Here is a 14218-nt window from a genome sequence, read left to right as displayed (position 1 = left end):
AGGAGCCCTCATGTTCGACTCCGTGCGCGACGACCTGCGCGCCACCCTCGACGAGATCCGCGCCGCCGGACTGCACAAGCCCGAGCGCGTGATCGGCAGCCCTCAGTCCGCCACCGTGAACGTCACCGCGGGCGGCCGGCCGGGCGAGGTCCTCAACTTCTGCGCCAACAACTACCTCGGCCTCGCCGACCACCCCGAGGTCGTCGCCGCCGCCCACGAGGCCTTGGACCGCTGGGGCTACGGTATGGCCTCGGTCCGCTTCATCTGCGGCACCCAGGAGGTGCACAAGGAACTGGAGGCGCGGCTGTCGGCGTTCCTCGGCCAGGAGGACACGATCCTGTACTCCTCCTGCTTCGACGCCAACGGCGGCGTCTTCGAGACGCTGCTCGGCCCCGAGGACGCGGTCATCTCCGACGCACTCAACCACGCGTCGATCATCGACGGCATCCGCCTGTCCAAGGCCCGCCGCCTTCGCTACGCCAACCGCGACCTCGCCGAGCTGGAGGCCCGCCTCAAGGAGGCCTCCGACGCGCGCCGCCGCCTGGTCGTCACCGACGGCGTCTTCTCCATGGACGGCTACGTCGCCCCGCTGCGCGAGATCTGCGACCTCGCCGACCGCCACGACGCGATGGTCATGGTCGACGACTCGCACGCCGTCGGCTTCGTCGGCCCCGGCGGCCGCGGCACGCCCGAGCTGCACGGCGTCATGGACCGCGTCGACATCATCACCGGCACCCTCGGCAAGGCGCTCGGCGGCGCCTCCGGCGGCTATGTCGCCGCCCGCGCCGAGATCGTCGCCCTGCTGCGCCAGCGCTCCCGTCCGTACCTCTTCTCCAACACGCTCGCCCCGGTGATCGCGGCGGCCTCCCTCAAGGTCCTCGACCTGCTGGAGTCGGCGGACGATCTGCGCGTCCGGCTCGCCGAGAACACGGCCCTGTTCCGCGGCCGGATGACCGACGAGGGCTTCGGCGTCCTTCCCGGTGACCACCCCATCGCCCCGGTGATGATCGGCGACGCGGCGGTCGCCGGGCGCATGGCGGAGCTGTTGCTGGAGCGCGGCGTGTACGTGATCGGCTTCTCGTACCCGGTGGTGCCGCAGGGGCAGGCCCGGATCCGTGTCCAGCTGTCGGCCGCGCACTCGACGCAGGACGTCGACCGCGCGGTCGACGCCTTCGTGGCGGCACGGGCGGAGCTGGCCGGCTGAGCAGCACCGGCGACCTGAGAGAATCGATCGCATGATCGAAGCGCGGCGGCTCCACATCCTCCGTGCGGTGGCCGACCACCGTACGGTGACGGCGGCTGCCGCCGCGCTGTACCTGACCCCGTCGGCCGTGTCCCAGCAGCTCGCCGCGCTGGAGCAGGAGACCGGGCACCGGCTCGTCGAGCGTGGCGCCAAGGGCGTACGCCTCACCCCCGCAGGCGAGATCCTGCTCAGCCACACCAACGCGGTCCTCGCCCAGCTGGAGCGGGCCGAGGCCGAACTGGCCGCCTACAGTTCGGGAGCGGCCGGCACCGTCACGGTCGCCTCCTTCGCGACCGGCATCGTCCTGGTCGTCGCGCCCGCCGTGGCCCGCCTCGCCGAGTCGGCGCCCGGGATCCGCATCCGCGTCCAGGACGCCGAGGGCGACGCCAGCCTGCCGATGGTGCTGGACCGGCAGGTCGATGTCGCCGTCGCCGTCGAGTACCGGGGCGCCCCGGCCGCCGACGACCCTCGACTGACCCACGTGCCGCTGTACGCCGAGCCCTTCGACGCGGTCGTGCCGGTCACCCACCGTCTGGCCGACGCGGCGGAGGTCCCGCTCGCCGAATTGGCCAAGGACCCGTGGATCGGCCCGTACCCCGGCAACCCCTGCCACGACGTGGTGGTCCTGGCCTGCGAGAACGCCGGTTTCCAGCCCCGCATGGAGCACTCCTCGGACGATTTCCGGGCGGTCGTCGCCCTCGCCTCCGCAGACGCGGGCGTCGCCCTCGTGCCGCGCTCGGCGCTGCGCGGCATGGACCTCGCCGGAGTGGTCGTCCGCCCCGTCGACGGCACGGCCCCCACCCGGCGGGTCTTCGCCGCCGTACGCCGGGGAGCCGAGGAGCATCCCCTGATCCGCCCGGTACTGGACGCGCTCGGTGTGGCGGCCCAGGTGTGAGGACTCGTTAATACGGTCGTCTCATATCCGGGATAGCGTCCCACATGTGAGAAGCGACGACACGGACCCGGTCGACACCCGGCTGGGCGCCCGCCTGGCCGAGCTGCGGACCGAATACGGCTATTCCCTGGGCGAGTTGGCGGACCGCAGCGGAGTGAGCCGGTCCACGCTGTCCCGGGCCGAGCGGGCGGAGATCAGCCCCACGGCCTCTCTCCTGAACCGCCTGTGTGCCGTCTACGGGCGGACCATGTCCCAACTGCTCAGCGAGGTCGAGGCCGAACCGGCCCCCGTGGTGCGGACCGCCGACCAGCCCGTCTGGCAGGACCAGGCCTCCGGTTTCGTACGGCGGTCCATGTCACCGCCGCATCCCGCCCTGCGCGGCGAACTCGTCGAGGCCCGGCTCGCACCCGGTGCCGACATCGCCTACGACCGTCCGCCCGTCACCGGCCTGGAGCAGCACATCTGGGTCCTGGAAGGGGCCCTCGACGTGACGGTGGAGAGCACCGAACACCACCTCGGCGCCGGTGACTGTCTGCGCATGCGGGTGTGGGGCCCGACCCGGTTCCGGTGTGCCGCTCCCGAGGGCGTCCGGTACCTGCTGGCGGTGGTGCGGCCGTGATCCGTCTGGACGAGGCTCAGCTGCTCCGCTCCACCGGGGCATTGGCGGACCTGCTGACCGACACCGTGAACGGCGGTGCCTCGGTCGGCTTCCTCGCCCCGCTCGACCGTGCGGAGGCGCTCGCCTGGTGGGAGGAACGGGCCGCCGACATGGCAGCGGGACGGCTCGCCGTGTGGGCGGCGTACGAGGGGGGCCGGGTGCTGGGCACCGTGAGCCTGGCCTTCCCCGCCAAGCCGAACAGCCGTCACCGTGCCGAGCTCGTCAAGCTCATGGTGCACCGCGACGCCCGCGGCCGTGGCCTCGGACGCAGGCTCCTGACCACGGCGGAGGGCGCCGCCGCCGAGGCCGGTGTCACGCTCCTGCACCTGGACACCGAGAGTGGCAGCCCCGCCGAGCGGCTGTACCGGTCCGCCGGCTGGACCGCGGTCGGCGCGATCCCCGACTACGCGGCGAGTCCCGACGGGGAGCTGCGGCCGACGACGATCTACTACAAGCGCGTACCGGCAACCGCTCTCACCAGGTGATTGTCAGTGGCAGCCGATACGGTGCCTGCCATGCCGGATGCCGAAGACGTACGACGTATCGCCCTGTCCCTGCCGGACACGACGGAGAAGATCGCCTGGAGCATGCCCACGTTCCGGGTCGCGGGAAAGATGTTCGCCACGCTGCCGGAGGACGAGACGTCCATCGCCGTGCGCTGCCCCAAGGAGGAGCGGAACGAACTGGTGCTCGCCGAGCCGGGCAAGTTCTGGATCGCCGACCACGAGGCCCAGTTCGCCTGGGTGCGGGTCCGGCTCGACGCGCTGGAGGACGAGGGCGAACTGCGGGACATCCTGGCCGACTCCTGGCGCCAGGCGGCCCCGACCCGGCTCCTGGAGGCGCATCCCCGGCTGGGTCTCGCGGCGGTGGAGTGACCCCTCGCCCTGACGGACCGCTGCTCATCTCGGCCCCCGGAAACTGATGCGCGATCACTGGCGCGAGTGCGGTATTGTTTCCCTGCGCGTTCGGCCGGGGGGAATCCCCAGGTCAGATGGGCAACGGGACGTGGCGCAGCTTGGTAGCGCACTTGACTGGGGGTCAAGGGGTCGCAGGTTCAAATCCTGTCGTCCCGACAGAGTCGACCAGCGGGTCTGCCGATATCGGCAGACCCGCTGATTGCGTTCGGGCAGTCGCCGGGCGGGCTCAGCCGCCCCCGTCGAGGTCGTCGCGGCGGCGCAGCACCGTCAGTTCGTGACCGCTGAGCTCCATCTCGTAGAGCTTCCCGCGCGCGTTCTCGAAGGGCCGGTGGAGGATCATCATCAGGCGGCCGTCGAAGGTGTGGAACAGCATGCCGTGGCCGCTGTCGTCGCGGACCAGCGGCCAGTGCTGCCGCCACGGGCCCTGGAGGTCCCCGGACCTCGACACGGCGTAGGTCTGCACATAGCCGCCGCTGACCGTGCCGTCAGCACCGGCCGTGTGCTTCTCGTACGTCGACCACAGCATCAGCAGGGACCCGTCAGGGGTGCGGTACAACTGGGGGCCGTCGGTGATGTACGGCGGCAGCTGGTGCGGTACGCCCGCGGGGATCTGCTCGGCGGTCCAGGGCGCGTCCGACGCCTTGAAGAGGTACACCGGGTCACCGGCCGTCCGGGACAGGTCGGGAGCCAGCCGGACCGCCTCCATCGTTCCGTCGATCGTCTGGAGCCACTCGTGCGCGTACACCATCCAGGGCTGCCCGGCCGGGTCGACGTACAGCGTGCCGTCGAGGGTCATGAGGTGCTCGGGCGGGACGGGGCGGGCCGGGTCGAGCACGGTGAACGGGCCGAGCAGTGAGTCGGAGACGGCCGTGATCGTGCCCCGCACATGGGTCGGGGTCGCGAACGGGACACCCCACTGGTTGGACGGCGGGACCGGGAGCGGCCGGTTCTCGTCGTGCAGCGTGGTGAAGAGGTAGTACCTGCCGTCCCAGGCGTGCACCTCCGGGGCCCATGCGCCGTCCGTCGCCCAGATGCCCTCCTGCCCGGCGGTCAGGAACACCACGGCGGGGCGCGTCCAGTCGCGCAGGTCGCGGCTGCGGTAGACCATCGTGCCGGTGCCGTCCACGCCCGATACGGAGGGGTCGTTGGACGTGTACAGGTGATAGGTGTGCGTCGGTTCGTCGGCGACGACGAACGGGTCGTGCAGCGGCATGTCGGGAAGCCGCATCAGCTCACCCCCCGGTGCCGGCCCGAACCCGTCAGATCGCGCAGCCCGCATGGGCCAGCGCCTGCTTGAGCAGCACCCCGTGACCGCCCGGCATCTCGCTCTGCACCGCCTCCGAGACGGCCTCCTGCGGGCTGAACCACACCAGGTCGAGAGCGTCCTGCCGGGGCCGGCAGTCACCCGTCACCGGCACGATGTAGGCGAGGGACACCGCGTGCTGGCGGGGGTCGTGGTAGGGCGTGATGCCCTGCGTCGGGAAGTACTCCGCGACCGTGAACGGCTGGAGCGACGCCGGGACGCGGGGCAGGGCGACCGGGCCGAGGTCCTTCTCCAGGTGGCGCAGCAGGGCGTCGCGGACGCGTTCGTGGTGCAGTACGCGGCCGGACACCAGCGTCCGGCTGACCGTTCCGTCGGGCCCCATGCGCAGCAGCACACCGACACTCGTGACTTCACCGCTGTCGTCGACACGGACCGGGACGGCGTCGACGTACAGGATCGGCATGCGGGCGCGTGTCATCTCCAGTTCGTCGGAGGACAGCCAGCCGGGCGTGGTTTCGGTCATGTCAGACATCGCTTGATCATACTTTCAGCCGTTCGGACTTCCTGGATAGCCGCTCGGGAGGAACTGTGACCGTCCCCACGCCGTTCAACCGCCTTCCGCGGAGGTATCCGGGAACCGGTAGACCCGCAGGGCGTTGTCCCGGCCCGCCCACCGGGCGATCCGCAGCGCGTCCGGCAGGGACAGCTCGTCGGCGTCCACCCGCTCCTGGAGCAGTTCCGCCATGCCCTGCCGGAAGGCGAGCGCCCCGAGGTGGAAGAACTCCGGCACACCGTAGGCGTCGGAGCTGTACAGAAGTTTGCGGAACGGTGTGATCTCCAGGGCCTCCGCCAGCACCGCACCGGCCCTGGCCGGGCCGACGTGGTGGAGGGTGAGGCCGACGTCGAGATACACCTGCTCGAAGACCGCCGCGAGGTACGCGGCCTGCCGCTGGTACGGCCAGCAGTGCAGCAGCAGGACCGGGATCGTCCCGGCGGTCAGATGCAGCCAGTCCGTGAGGAGGGCCGGGTCGGCCCGGTGCAGCCGGATGTCGTTGTCGCCGAACCCGGTGTGCAGCTGGAGGGGCAGGCCGAGGTCGACGGCGGTCCACAGCAGGTGCCGGACCAGCACCGGGTCGTCCAGGCGGCCGCCGCGGGCCGCCCAGAGCCGGGCGGCGCCGGTGACCTCCGCGTCCGAGGGGCGGGCCGGGTCCAGGTCGAAACCGGTGCGGTAGGCCGCCACCGACTTCACGGCCACCACGCCGGGTTGCCGTACGGCGTCCAGCGCCGCCGCCCGGAAGGCGTCCGCGTAGGCGTCCGGCTCGACCCCCGCGTCCCGCACCGACTCGGCGACGCCCTCCAGCCGCACGACCTCGTACGCCGCCCCGCCCGCGGCCTCGGGGATCTCACCGGGGGTGGTCAGCCGGTCGGGGGCGTACCCGGTGTCGACGCAGAAGACGCCCGTGCCCGAGGCGCGCAGGAAGCGCCGCTGCACCTCACTCCGGCCGAGCTCCGAGCGACGGGCCAGGTACTGCTCGGCGGGGGCGTGCCGTGGCAGGTCCAGCAGGGGCGCGCAGTGGCGGCGCACGGCCACGCCCACGGGGCTGTCGAAAGGCGAGACGCCCGGCCACGCGTCGCCCTCGGTGAGGAGCGGCTCGAAGGCCTCCCGGTCGAGATCGGCGGCGACCGTGCCGTGGCAGTGGTGGTCGACCAGGCTCAGCGCGTCGAGCGCTTCGCGGACCGCGCCCATGTCAGTACGTCCACCGGTACGCCGCCGCCACCTGGTCGGCGTCGAGCCCGGCGACGGACGCCAGCTCTCCCCGCCGTACGGCGATCACCGCGTCGGCCAGGACCGGGCCCAGGGCCGCCCGCAGCACACCGTCCTCGCGGAACTCCTCGACAGCCTGCTCCAGCGAGACCGGCAGCCGCCGTACGCCCCGGCCCGCCGCCTCCGCCTCGCCCAGCCGCGCCGGGTCCCCCGTGGTCTCCTCGGGCAGCGCGGCGGACGAGGTCAGGCCGTCCAGCCCGGCGGTTATGAGGGAACCGATCGCGAGGTAGGGGTTGGCGGCCAGGTCGACGGGTTTGATCTCCAGGTTGGCCGCCTGGTCGCGCAGGCCGGCGGTGCCGGTGACGACCCGCAGGGCGGTCTCCCGGGTCTCGCGGCCCCACGCGGTGAACACCCCGGCCCACTGGGAGGGCCTGAGCCGCAGATAGCTGGCGGGGCTCGGCGCGGTCACGGCCGTGAGCCCGGGCAGATGGGCGAGAAGGCCGGCCGTGAACGACTCCGCCCCGGCCGTCATGCCGTACCGGCCCTCGCCCCCGGAGTGCAGATTCACCCCGCCGCGCCAGGCCGAGAGATGGACGTGCCCGCCGTTGCCGACGCCCTGCCCCACGACGGCCGGGGCGAAGGAGACGCGCAGCCCGTGCCGCTGGGCCACCGCGCGGATCGTCTGCCGCACCAGCACACTGCGGTCGGCCGCCGCCACCGGGTCGACCGCACCCACGGAGATCTCGAACTGCCCGGGCGCGTACTCGGGATGGACCTGTTCCACGTCGAGCCCCTGGGCCGCGCACGCCGTCAGCAGGTCGGCGGCGTAGTCGCCGAGCTCGACCTGCCGCGTGGCCCCGTACGCCGGACCGGTCGTCGCGGGCACGAACGCGTCACCGGGCGCGTCCCCGCGGGCCAGGGTCCACTCGACCTCCACGGCCGCCTTGAACGTCAGGCCGTGCCGCTCGGCCGCCTCGGCGACGACGCGGCGCAGGAACGTACGACCGCAGCCGGGATGCCGCTCCCCGTCCTGCGTGACCCGGTCGACCGGTGCCCACGCCCAGCCGGGCTGCGCGGCCAGCACCACGAGCTGGTCGAGGTCCGGGTAGAGACGCAGATCGCCGTCGGGGGAGCCGAGGACGTCGGTGGTGACGATGGAGTCGTTCGCCAGGAACGTGTCGAACACCGGGGACATGCCGATACCCCAGGCCGCGGCGGAGGCGAGCCGGGCCGTCGGGATCGTCTTCACCCTGCCGATGCCCGCGGTGTCGACGTAGGACAGCACGACGCCGTGCACACCCCGCTCCGCCAGCTCGCCGCTCAGCGCGGTGGCCCGCTCGACGTCGCCGGGACGGCCGCCGGGCACCGGATCGGCCAGGGTCGTCATGCGTCCTCCTCGATGCGTCCCCCTCGACGAAGGTGGGCGCCGGGCGTCAGGGCTTCACGGCCACCGCGCCGTACTGCGGCACCAGCACGGCCGAGCCGGCGTCGGCGCGCCACTGGCCGCACGACACCAGGCCCGGCTCGAGCAGCTCCAGACCGTCGAAGAACGCGGCGATGTCCGTGCCGCTGCGGGCGGTGATCGGGGGAGTGGCGTTCTCGTTCCAGAACTTCATGGCCGGGATCTGCCCCGCGCCGCCGAGCTCGTCGTCGAACGTCGGGTGGGTGAGGACCAGGTAGCTGCCTGAGGGGACCGCGGCCATCACACGGCGCACGATGTCCCGGGCCTTCTCGGTGTCCAGGACGAAGTTGAGGATGCCCAGCATCATGACGGCGACGGGCCGGGTGAGGTCGAGGGTGTGCCCGGCCCGTTCGAGGATGGCGTCCGGGTCGTGCACATCGGCGTCGATGTAGGCGGTGACGCCGTCGGAGGTACCGGTCAGCAGGGTGCGGGCGTGCACCAGCACGATCGGGTCGTTGTCGACGTAGACGATCCGGGAGTCGGGCGCCAGCCGCTGGGCGATCTCGTGGGTGTTGTCCGCCGTCGGCAGCCCCGTGCCGATGTCGAGGAACTGCCGCACTCCGCGCTCGCCGGCCAGGAACGACACGGCCCGGCCCAGGAAGTCCCGGTCCGCCCGGGCGATGTCCCGGATGATCGGGAACATGCCGGCCACCTGCTCGCCGACCTTCTGGTCGACCTCGTAGTTGTCCTTGCCGCCGATCCAGTAGTTCCACACACGCGCGTTGTGCGCCACACCGGTGTTCAGCCGCGCCGATCCGCTCGGCGGGGTGTGGCTCTCACTCACGTCTCTTCCTCTCCTCGCACGGGCGACCGGTACCGGTCATCGCCGCCATTGTGCCGCTCCGGTGATCACCTGTCCCCGGAATCGGCAGAAGCCGGCGGGGGTGTAGGCGCGCGGCGGGGGGGAGAGAGCTGCCGACCGTGCTACTCGACCTCGCCGGGGTTCGGGGCAGGCGTCTTACCGGCCAGCACGTCCTTCAGGCGCTGGGTGCCGAGCCGCACCGCCTGCCCGACGGAATCGCTCTCGCCCCCGTCCAGCCCGCCCGCCGTGACGGTGATCGCGTCGTCGCCGACGCGTACCGCGGCGACGTCCAGGGTCAGCGTGGCCTGCGTGCCGCCGGTGGTCCCCCGTACCGTCACGCGCAGGCCCTCACGGGCGTCGCCCACGCCGGGCAGCGAGGTCTCGACGACCTGCACGGTGCGCTGTTCGCCGTCGTCGGTGACGGTGAACCGGTCGCACTTCTCCGGCAGGTCCGCCATCCAGTTCAAGGAGTCCTGCGGGTCAGCCCGCTCGTAGGAGGCGACCTGGTACAGCAGGCGCGAGTCGCCCTGCTGGAAGCCGCGCAGTTCGGACGCTCCGGACGGCCTGCCCAGCAGGTCGTCGTTGAAGAGGGAGTCGAGGAGCCGCTGACAGTCGGCGGCCTGGGCCTTGGCGGTGAGGAAGTCGGAGACGTCGACCCTGCCGATGAGCAGGCTGTCGTGCCAGTTCTCGGCCTCCGTGTCCTTGACCTGGGTCCAGTCGTCCTCGACGTCCGCCTCGGTGATCAGCGCGGTCCGCGCGCCGTCCATGGTGAGGGTGGCGGTCGCAGAGGGGGTCTGCCGCTTCCCGGCGACCTGTGACGCGGCGACGTCCGGAACGCGCGAACCGTCCGTGCCGCCGTCGTCCGAGCAGGCGGCGGTGGCCAGCAGCGTGCCTGCCGCCAGGGCGGAGGAGAGACCACGGACGAGCCGGTTCGGACGACGGGTCATCGGGAGTGCCTCCTGAGAGCGTGACGCGTGCCCTCAGCGCACCACCGGCACCGACGGCCCACCACCGGCACCGGACTGTTCGGGTGAGCGCCGCCCGCGGCGCACACTCCTCACGCTTTGCGCTGTCTCTGGCGCGGCGCACCCCACCGGCTGTTCAATGATGCTGCACACCCGCCCACGCTGGAGAGGAGCCGCCCGTGTCCCCCGCCGTCGTGCCGCCCGTCGGTGCGCGTATCCGGCAGGCGCGTCTGGAGCGCGGGACGAGCCTGCGCGCGCTCGCCCGGGAGGCCGGCGTGTCGGCGAGCCTCGTGTCGCAGATCGAGACCGGCAAGAGCCAGCCCTCCGTCAGCACGCTGTACGCGATCACGACGGCCCTTGGCATCTCCGTCGAGTCCCTCTTCGACGCCAGGGAGAGCGCCGTCCCGGAGAGCGCGGTCCGGGAGAGCGCCGGGCTCCCGCGGAACAGAGCTGCCCCGCTCACGGCGGCGGCCCCCGGCACCGTCCCGCACGCCCTGGCCGCCCTTGCAGCCGACCCGGGACGGCGGATCGGCCCGCTGGTCCGCGCCGGTGAGCGCGAGACGCTGGAGCTGGACTCGGGCGTCGTCTGGGAGCGCCTGGGACGGGTGCCGGGCGTGGACGTCGACTTCCTGCTGGTGACCTACCGGCCCGGCGGCTCCTCCTCCGGCTCCGGCGGGCTGATGCGGCACTCCGGCACCGAGTACGGCTATCTGACCTCCGGCGAACTGATCCTCACCCTCGGTTTCGACGAGTACACCGTGCGCCCGGGCGACGCCGTCTCCTTCGAGTCGACGACCCCCCACCGCTACCGCAACGATGGAGAGGTACCGGCTGTCGGTGTCTGGTTCGTGTCCGGCGATGTTCAGTGACACTTGACACCCGCAGGCCCCGGGCGTTCACTCCGAGATGGGGGTGGTCGCCATGGCGATCCGCACATACGGCCCCAACGCCGTCGACTGGGAAGAGCGCATCGACCTGGACCGGCTGCGCGGACAGCGCCTGGCCCGGCTGCACGAGTCCCTGAACCGCTCCGAGGTCGGCGCGCTGCTCAGCTTCGACTTCGCCAACATCCGCTACATGACCGCCACGCACATCGGCACCTGGGCGATGGACAAGCTGATCCGCTTCGCCCTCCTGGTGCGCGACGGCGAACCCGTCGTCTGGGACTTCGGCTCCGCCGCCCGCCACCACCAGCTGTACAACCCGTGGCTCGACTACAGCGACGGCAAGGGCGGCCCGCCCACCGGCGCCCGCGCCGGTATCTCCACACTGCGCGGCGCCTTCCATCCGGAGGCGGGCATCGCCGAGGACGTGGCCGCCAAGATCGCCGCCGAGCTGCGCGACCACGGGCTGGCGAACGAACCGCTCGGCGTCGACGTCGCCGAGATGCCCGTCCTCGCCGCCCTGCGCGCCGAGGGCATCGAGGTCGTCGACGGGCAGCAGGTCTTCCTGGAGGCCCGCCGGATCAAGACCGGCGACGAGATCGCCCTGCTCACCCAGGCCTGCGCCATGGTCGACGCGGCCTACGAGGAGCTGTACGGGTATCTGCGCCCGGGCGTGCGCGAGAACGAGTGCGTCGGAGTCGTGGCCAAGGTCCTGTACGACCTCGGCAGTGAGTACGTCGAGGGTGTCAACGCCATCTCGGGCGAACGGTGTTCACCGCATCCGCATGTCTACAGCGACCGTCTGGTCCGCCCCGGCGACCCGGCCTTCTTCGACATCCTGCACAGCCACCTCGGCTACCGCACCTGCTACTACCGCACGTTCGCCGTGGGCAGCGCCTCCCGTGCGCAGCGGGACGCCTATGTGCGCTGCAGGGAGTACATGGACCAGGCGATCGCGCTCGTCCGGCCCGGTGCGACCACCGCCGACATCGTTGGCGTGTGGCCGCGTGCGGAGGAGTTCGGCTTCGCCGACGAGACCGCCGCCTTCGCCCTCCAGTACGGCCATGGCGTCGGCCTGTCGATCTGGGAGAAGCCGATCTTCAGCCGCCTGGTCTCCCTCGACCACCCCGAAGTCCTCGAAGAGGGCATGGTGTTCGCCCTGGAGACCTACTGGCCGGCCGCCGACGGCTGGTCCGCCGCCCGGATCGAGGAGGAGCTCGTCGTCACCGCCGACGGCTGCGAGGTCATCACCAAGTTCCCCGCCGAGGAACTGCTGGTGGCCGGGCGCAAGTACTGGACGGTGGGCGGCGAACTGAACACCCGCCGGGAGGCGCAGTCCCATCTCAACACCTCTCGTGACGACGGAGCGGACTGATGGACGCCGCCGGGCTCCTCGCCTGCTACGAGCGGATGGCCGTCATCCGCCGTACGGAGAAGGCCGCCCACGACCTGTTCCTCCAGGGCCTGGTGAAGGGCACCACGCATCTCGCCGCCGGGCAGGAGGCGATCGCCGTGGGCGCGAGCGCCGCCCTGCGCCCGGACGACTATGTGTTCGCCACCTATAGGGGCCACCACCATGCCCTCGCCCGGGGCGCCACGCCCGAGGAGTGCCTCGCCGAGCTGATGAGCCGGGCGACCGGGCTGTGCAAGGCCAAGGGCGGCTCCATGCACCTGACCAAGGCGGCCACCGGCATGCTCGGCTCGTACGCCATCGTCGGTGCCCATCTGCCGATGGCGGTCGGCGCGGCCTGGTCGGCCCGGCTGCGTGGCACGGACCAGCTCGCGGTCGCCTTCTTCGGGGACGGCGCGACCAACATCGGCGCCTTCCACGAGTCGCTCAACCTGGCCGCCGTGTGGAAGCTGCCGGTGCTGTTCGTGTGCGAGAACAACCAGTACATGGAGTACACGCCGATCGCCGACGTCACGGCGGTGGCCCGGCCCGCCGCCGACCGGGCGCCGGGCCACGGCATCCCGGGCGAGGTCGTCGACGGCAACGACGTCGAGGCCGTCGAGGAGGCGGTGACGCGGCTCGCGCGGCGGGCCCGGGCAGGGGACGGGCCCGCCGTCCTGGAGGCCGAGACCTACCGGCACTTCGGGCACAGCCGCTCCGACCCGGCGGCCTACCGTCCGGCCGAGGAGGTCGAACGGTGGCTGAAGCACGACCCGCTGGACCTCGCCCGGGGACGGCTCGCCGAGCTGGGAGTCGAGGCGGAGACGGTCGACGAGGCCGACGGGCGGGCCAGAGCCGCAGTGGATCGGGCCGTCGAGGCGGCGAAGGCCGGGCCGCCGCCCGATCCGCGGGAGGCGCTGACCGACGTGTGGGCGGACGGAGGTGCCGCATGGCGGACGTGATCACCTACCGGGAAGCCGTCGCCGAGGGCATCGCGCGCGAGATGCGCCGGGACACGTCGGTCGTGTGCCTCGGGGAGGACATCGCCGCGGCCGGCGGTGTGTTCAAGACGACCGTGGGTCTGCTCGACGAGTTCGGGCCCGAGCGGGTGTGGGACACGCCCATATCCGAACAGGCCATCGTGGGTGCGGCGATGGGCGCCGCGATGACCGGGATGCGGCCCGTCGCGGAGATCATGTTCTCCGACTTCCTGGCCTGCTGCTGGGACTACCTCGCCAACGAGATCCCCAAGGTCCGCTACATGACCGGCGGCCAGGTGACGGTGCCCCTGGTCGTGCGCACCGCCAACGGCGGCGGTCTCGGCTTCGGCGCCCAGCACTCCCAGGCCACCGAGAACTGGGCGCTGACCGTGCCCGGCCTGAAGATCGCGGCACCGGCCACGCCCGCCGACGTCATCGGCATGATGGCGGCGGCGATCCGCAGCGACGACCCCGTGGTCTTCTTCGAGCACAAGGCCCTCCTGGCCACCAAAGGGCCACCGCCACCGCCTGACCATGTCGTCGAGCTGGGCCGGGCGGCCGTCGTGCGCGAGGGCGCCGACGTCACGCTCGTCGCGCTCGCCTCGACGGTGCCCCTGGCACTGAAGGCCGCCGACGTGCTGTCGGGGGAGGGGATCGAGGCGGAGGTGATCGACCTGCGCTGCCTGGTCCCGCTGGACGCCGCGACCGTCCTCGCCTCGCTGAGCAGGACCTCGCGGCTCGTCACCGTCGAGGAGAACCCGTACCAGGGCGGCTGGGGCGGCACCGTCGTCTCGATCGTCGCCGACGAGGGCTTCGGCCTGCTGGACGCGCCCGTGCGGCGGGTGGCGGGGGAGTGCGTCCCGCTGCCGTTCGCCGACGCGCTGGAGGAACAGGTCATCCCCACCGCCGACAAGGTCGTCGCGGCGGTCCGCGCACTCGCCGCCTATTGAGCCGCCCGCCCACCCACGTACCGAAGACCCCATGGGAGGAAGC

The 14218-nt window shown here is 72.2% G+C and carries 15 protein-coding genes and 1 tRNA gene; 10 read left to right on the top strand and 6 right to left on the bottom strand.

Annotated elements, in window-relative coordinates; genetic code table 11:
- Positions 1-10: 10 nt before the first annotated feature.
- The 6 genes from ACIBL4_RS02620 to ACIBL4_RS02595 all read left to right on the top strand — a co-directional run bounded on the left by ACIBL4_RS02620 (position 11) and on the right by ACIBL4_RS02595 (position 3869).
- Entirely contained in the window at positions 11-1204 is a 1194-nt protein-coding gene (locus ACIBL4_RS02620) for a glycine C-acetyltransferase (RefSeq protein ID WP_399405751.1), read from the top strand.
- Between the two features lie 31 nt (positions 1205-1235).
- On the top strand, positions 1236-2138 hold the full coding sequence (locus tag ACIBL4_RS02615; protein WP_399405749.1) for a LysR family transcriptional regulator: 903 nt from the start codon (positions 1236-1238) through the stop codon (positions 2136-2138).
- 46 nt (positions 2139-2184) lie between these two features.
- On the top strand, positions 2185-2757 hold the full coding sequence (locus ACIBL4_RS02610) for a helix-turn-helix domain-containing protein (RefSeq protein WP_399405747.1): 573 nt from the start codon (positions 2185-2187) through the stop codon (positions 2755-2757).
- Entirely contained in the window at positions 2754-3281 is a 528-nt protein-coding gene (locus tag ACIBL4_RS02605; protein WP_399405745.1) for a GNAT family N-acetyltransferase, read from the top strand. Before ACIBL4_RS02610 ends, ACIBL4_RS02605 begins: the two co-directional genes overlap by 4 nt.
- Positions 3282-3311: 30 nt before the next feature.
- Positions 3312-3671, top strand: coding sequence for an MmcQ/YjbR family DNA-binding protein (locus tag ACIBL4_RS02600; RefSeq protein ID WP_399405743.1), 360 nt, complete (start codon positions 3312-3314; stop codon positions 3669-3671).
- A 124-nt stretch (positions 3672-3795) separates the two neighbouring features.
- Positions 3796-3869, top strand: a tRNA-Pro gene (locus ACIBL4_RS02595).
- 70 nt (positions 3870-3939) lie between these two features.
- On the opposite strand, the gene ACIBL4_RS02590 is transcribed toward ACIBL4_RS02595, so the two are convergent.
- The 6 genes from ACIBL4_RS02590 to ACIBL4_RS02565 all read right to left on the bottom strand — a co-directional run bounded on the left by ACIBL4_RS02590 (position 3940) and on the right by ACIBL4_RS02565 (position 9953).
- A complete protein-coding gene (locus ACIBL4_RS02590; RefSeq protein WP_399405740.1) occupies positions 3940-4941 on the bottom strand; it encodes a glycoside hydrolase family 43 protein in 1002 nt (333 codons plus the stop codon).
- Positions 4942-4972: 31 nt separating this feature from the next.
- Positions 4973-5509, bottom strand: coding sequence for an NUDIX hydrolase family protein (locus tag ACIBL4_RS02585; protein ID WP_356922771.1), 537 nt, complete (start codon positions 5507-5509; stop codon positions 4973-4975).
- A gap of 75 nt (positions 5510-5584) precedes the next feature.
- Positions 5585-6724 carry an amidohydrolase family protein gene (locus ACIBL4_RS02580; protein ID WP_399405738.1) on the bottom strand — a complete coding sequence of 380 codons (1140 nt, stop codon included), beginning with the start codon at positions 6722-6724 and terminating at the stop codon, positions 5585-5587.
- A gap of 1 nt (position 6725) precedes the next feature.
- Positions 6726-8129 (bottom strand): glutamine synthetase, encoded by a 1404-nt coding sequence (locus ACIBL4_RS02575; protein WP_399405736.1) that lies wholly within the window; start codon positions 8127-8129, stop codon positions 6726-6728.
- 46 nt (positions 8130-8175) lie between these two features.
- Positions 8176-8988 (bottom strand): SAM-dependent methyltransferase, encoded by an 813-nt coding sequence (locus tag ACIBL4_RS02570; protein WP_399405734.1) that lies wholly within the window; start codon positions 8986-8988, stop codon positions 8176-8178.
- 140 nt (positions 8989-9128) lie between these two features.
- On the bottom strand, positions 9129-9953 hold the full coding sequence (locus ACIBL4_RS02565; protein ID WP_399405732.1) for a hypothetical protein: 825 nt from the start codon (positions 9951-9953) through the stop codon (positions 9129-9131).
- A 197-nt stretch (positions 9954-10150) separates the two neighbouring features.
- On the opposite strand from ACIBL4_RS02565, the gene ACIBL4_RS02560 reads away from it, so the two are divergent.
- Genes ACIBL4_RS02560 through ACIBL4_RS02545 form a run of 4 tightly spaced genes read left to right on the top strand, consistent with a single transcriptional unit; the run spans position 10151 to position 14175 of the window.
- A complete protein-coding gene (locus tag ACIBL4_RS02560; RefSeq protein ID WP_399405730.1) occupies positions 10151-10840 on the top strand; it encodes a helix-turn-helix domain-containing protein in 690 nt (229 codons plus the stop codon).
- 52 nt (positions 10841-10892) lie between these two features.
- Positions 10893-12230, top strand: a complete 1338-nt coding sequence (locus ACIBL4_RS02555; RefSeq protein WP_399405728.1) for a M24 family metallopeptidase — start codon at positions 10893-10895, stop codon at positions 12228-12230.
- Positions 12230-13207 carry a thiamine pyrophosphate-dependent dehydrogenase E1 component subunit alpha gene (locus ACIBL4_RS02550; RefSeq protein WP_399405726.1) on the top strand — a complete coding sequence of 326 codons (978 nt, stop codon included), beginning with the start codon at positions 12230-12232 and terminating at the stop codon, positions 13205-13207. Before ACIBL4_RS02555 ends, ACIBL4_RS02550 begins: the two co-directional genes overlap by 1 nt.
- Positions 13195-14175: an alpha-ketoacid dehydrogenase subunit beta gene (locus ACIBL4_RS02545; RefSeq protein WP_399405724.1), complete on the top strand. Its 981-nt coding sequence runs from the start codon at positions 13195-13197 to the stop codon at positions 14173-14175. The genes ACIBL4_RS02550 and ACIBL4_RS02545 overlap by 13 nt, the downstream gene beginning before the upstream one ends.
- The last annotated feature ends 43 nt before the right edge of the window (positions 14176-14218 follow it).

Source organism: Streptomyces sp. NPDC050416 (assembly GCF_044458845.1).
In the GTDB taxonomy this organism is placed as follows: Bacteria; Actinomycetota; Actinomycetes; order Streptomycetales; family Streptomycetaceae; genus Streptomyces.
The sequence above is the reverse complement of the archived record's forward strand: the minus strand, read 5'-3'. Positions and strand labels throughout refer to the sequence as shown.

Coding starts and splice junctions, on each gene's coding strand:
- ACIBL4_RS02620 (WP_399405751.1), top strand. CDS start 11: ATGTTCGACTCCGTGCGCGACGACCTGCGCGCCACCCTCGACGAGATC.
- ACIBL4_RS02615 (WP_399405749.1), top strand. CDS start 1,236: ATGATCGAAGCGCGGCGGCTCCACATCCTCCGTGCGGTGGCCGACCAC.
- ACIBL4_RS02600 (WP_399405743.1), top strand. CDS start 3,312: ATGCCGGATGCCGAAGACGTACGACGTATCGCCCTGTCCCTGCCGGAC.
- ACIBL4_RS02590 (WP_399405740.1), bottom strand. CDS start 4,941: ATGCGGCTTCCCGACATGCCGCTGCACGACCCGTTCGTCGTCGCCGAC.
- ACIBL4_RS02585 (WP_356922771.1), bottom strand. CDS start 5,509: ATGTCTGACATGACCGAAACCACGCCCGGCTGGCTGTCCTCCGACGAA.
- ACIBL4_RS02580 (WP_399405738.1), bottom strand. CDS start 6,724: ATGGGCGCGGTCCGCGAAGCGCTCGACGCGCTGAGCCTGGTCGACCAC.
- ACIBL4_RS02575 (WP_399405736.1), bottom strand. CDS start 8,129: ATGACGACCCTGGCCGATCCGGTGCCCGGCGGCCGTCCCGGCGACGTC.
- ACIBL4_RS02565 (WP_399405732.1), bottom strand. CDS start 9,953: ATGACCCGTCGTCCGAACCGGCTCGTCCGTGGTCTCTCCTCCGCCCTG.
- ACIBL4_RS02555 (WP_399405728.1), top strand. CDS start 10,893: ATGGCGATCCGCACATACGGCCCCAACGCCGTCGACTGGGAAGAGCGC.
- ACIBL4_RS02550 (WP_399405726.1), top strand. CDS start 12,230: ATGGACGCCGCCGGGCTCCTCGCCTGCTACGAGCGGATGGCCGTCATC.
- ACIBL4_RS02545 (WP_399405724.1), top strand. CDS start 13,195: ATGGCGGACGTGATCACCTACCGGGAAGCCGTCGCCGAGGGCATCGCG.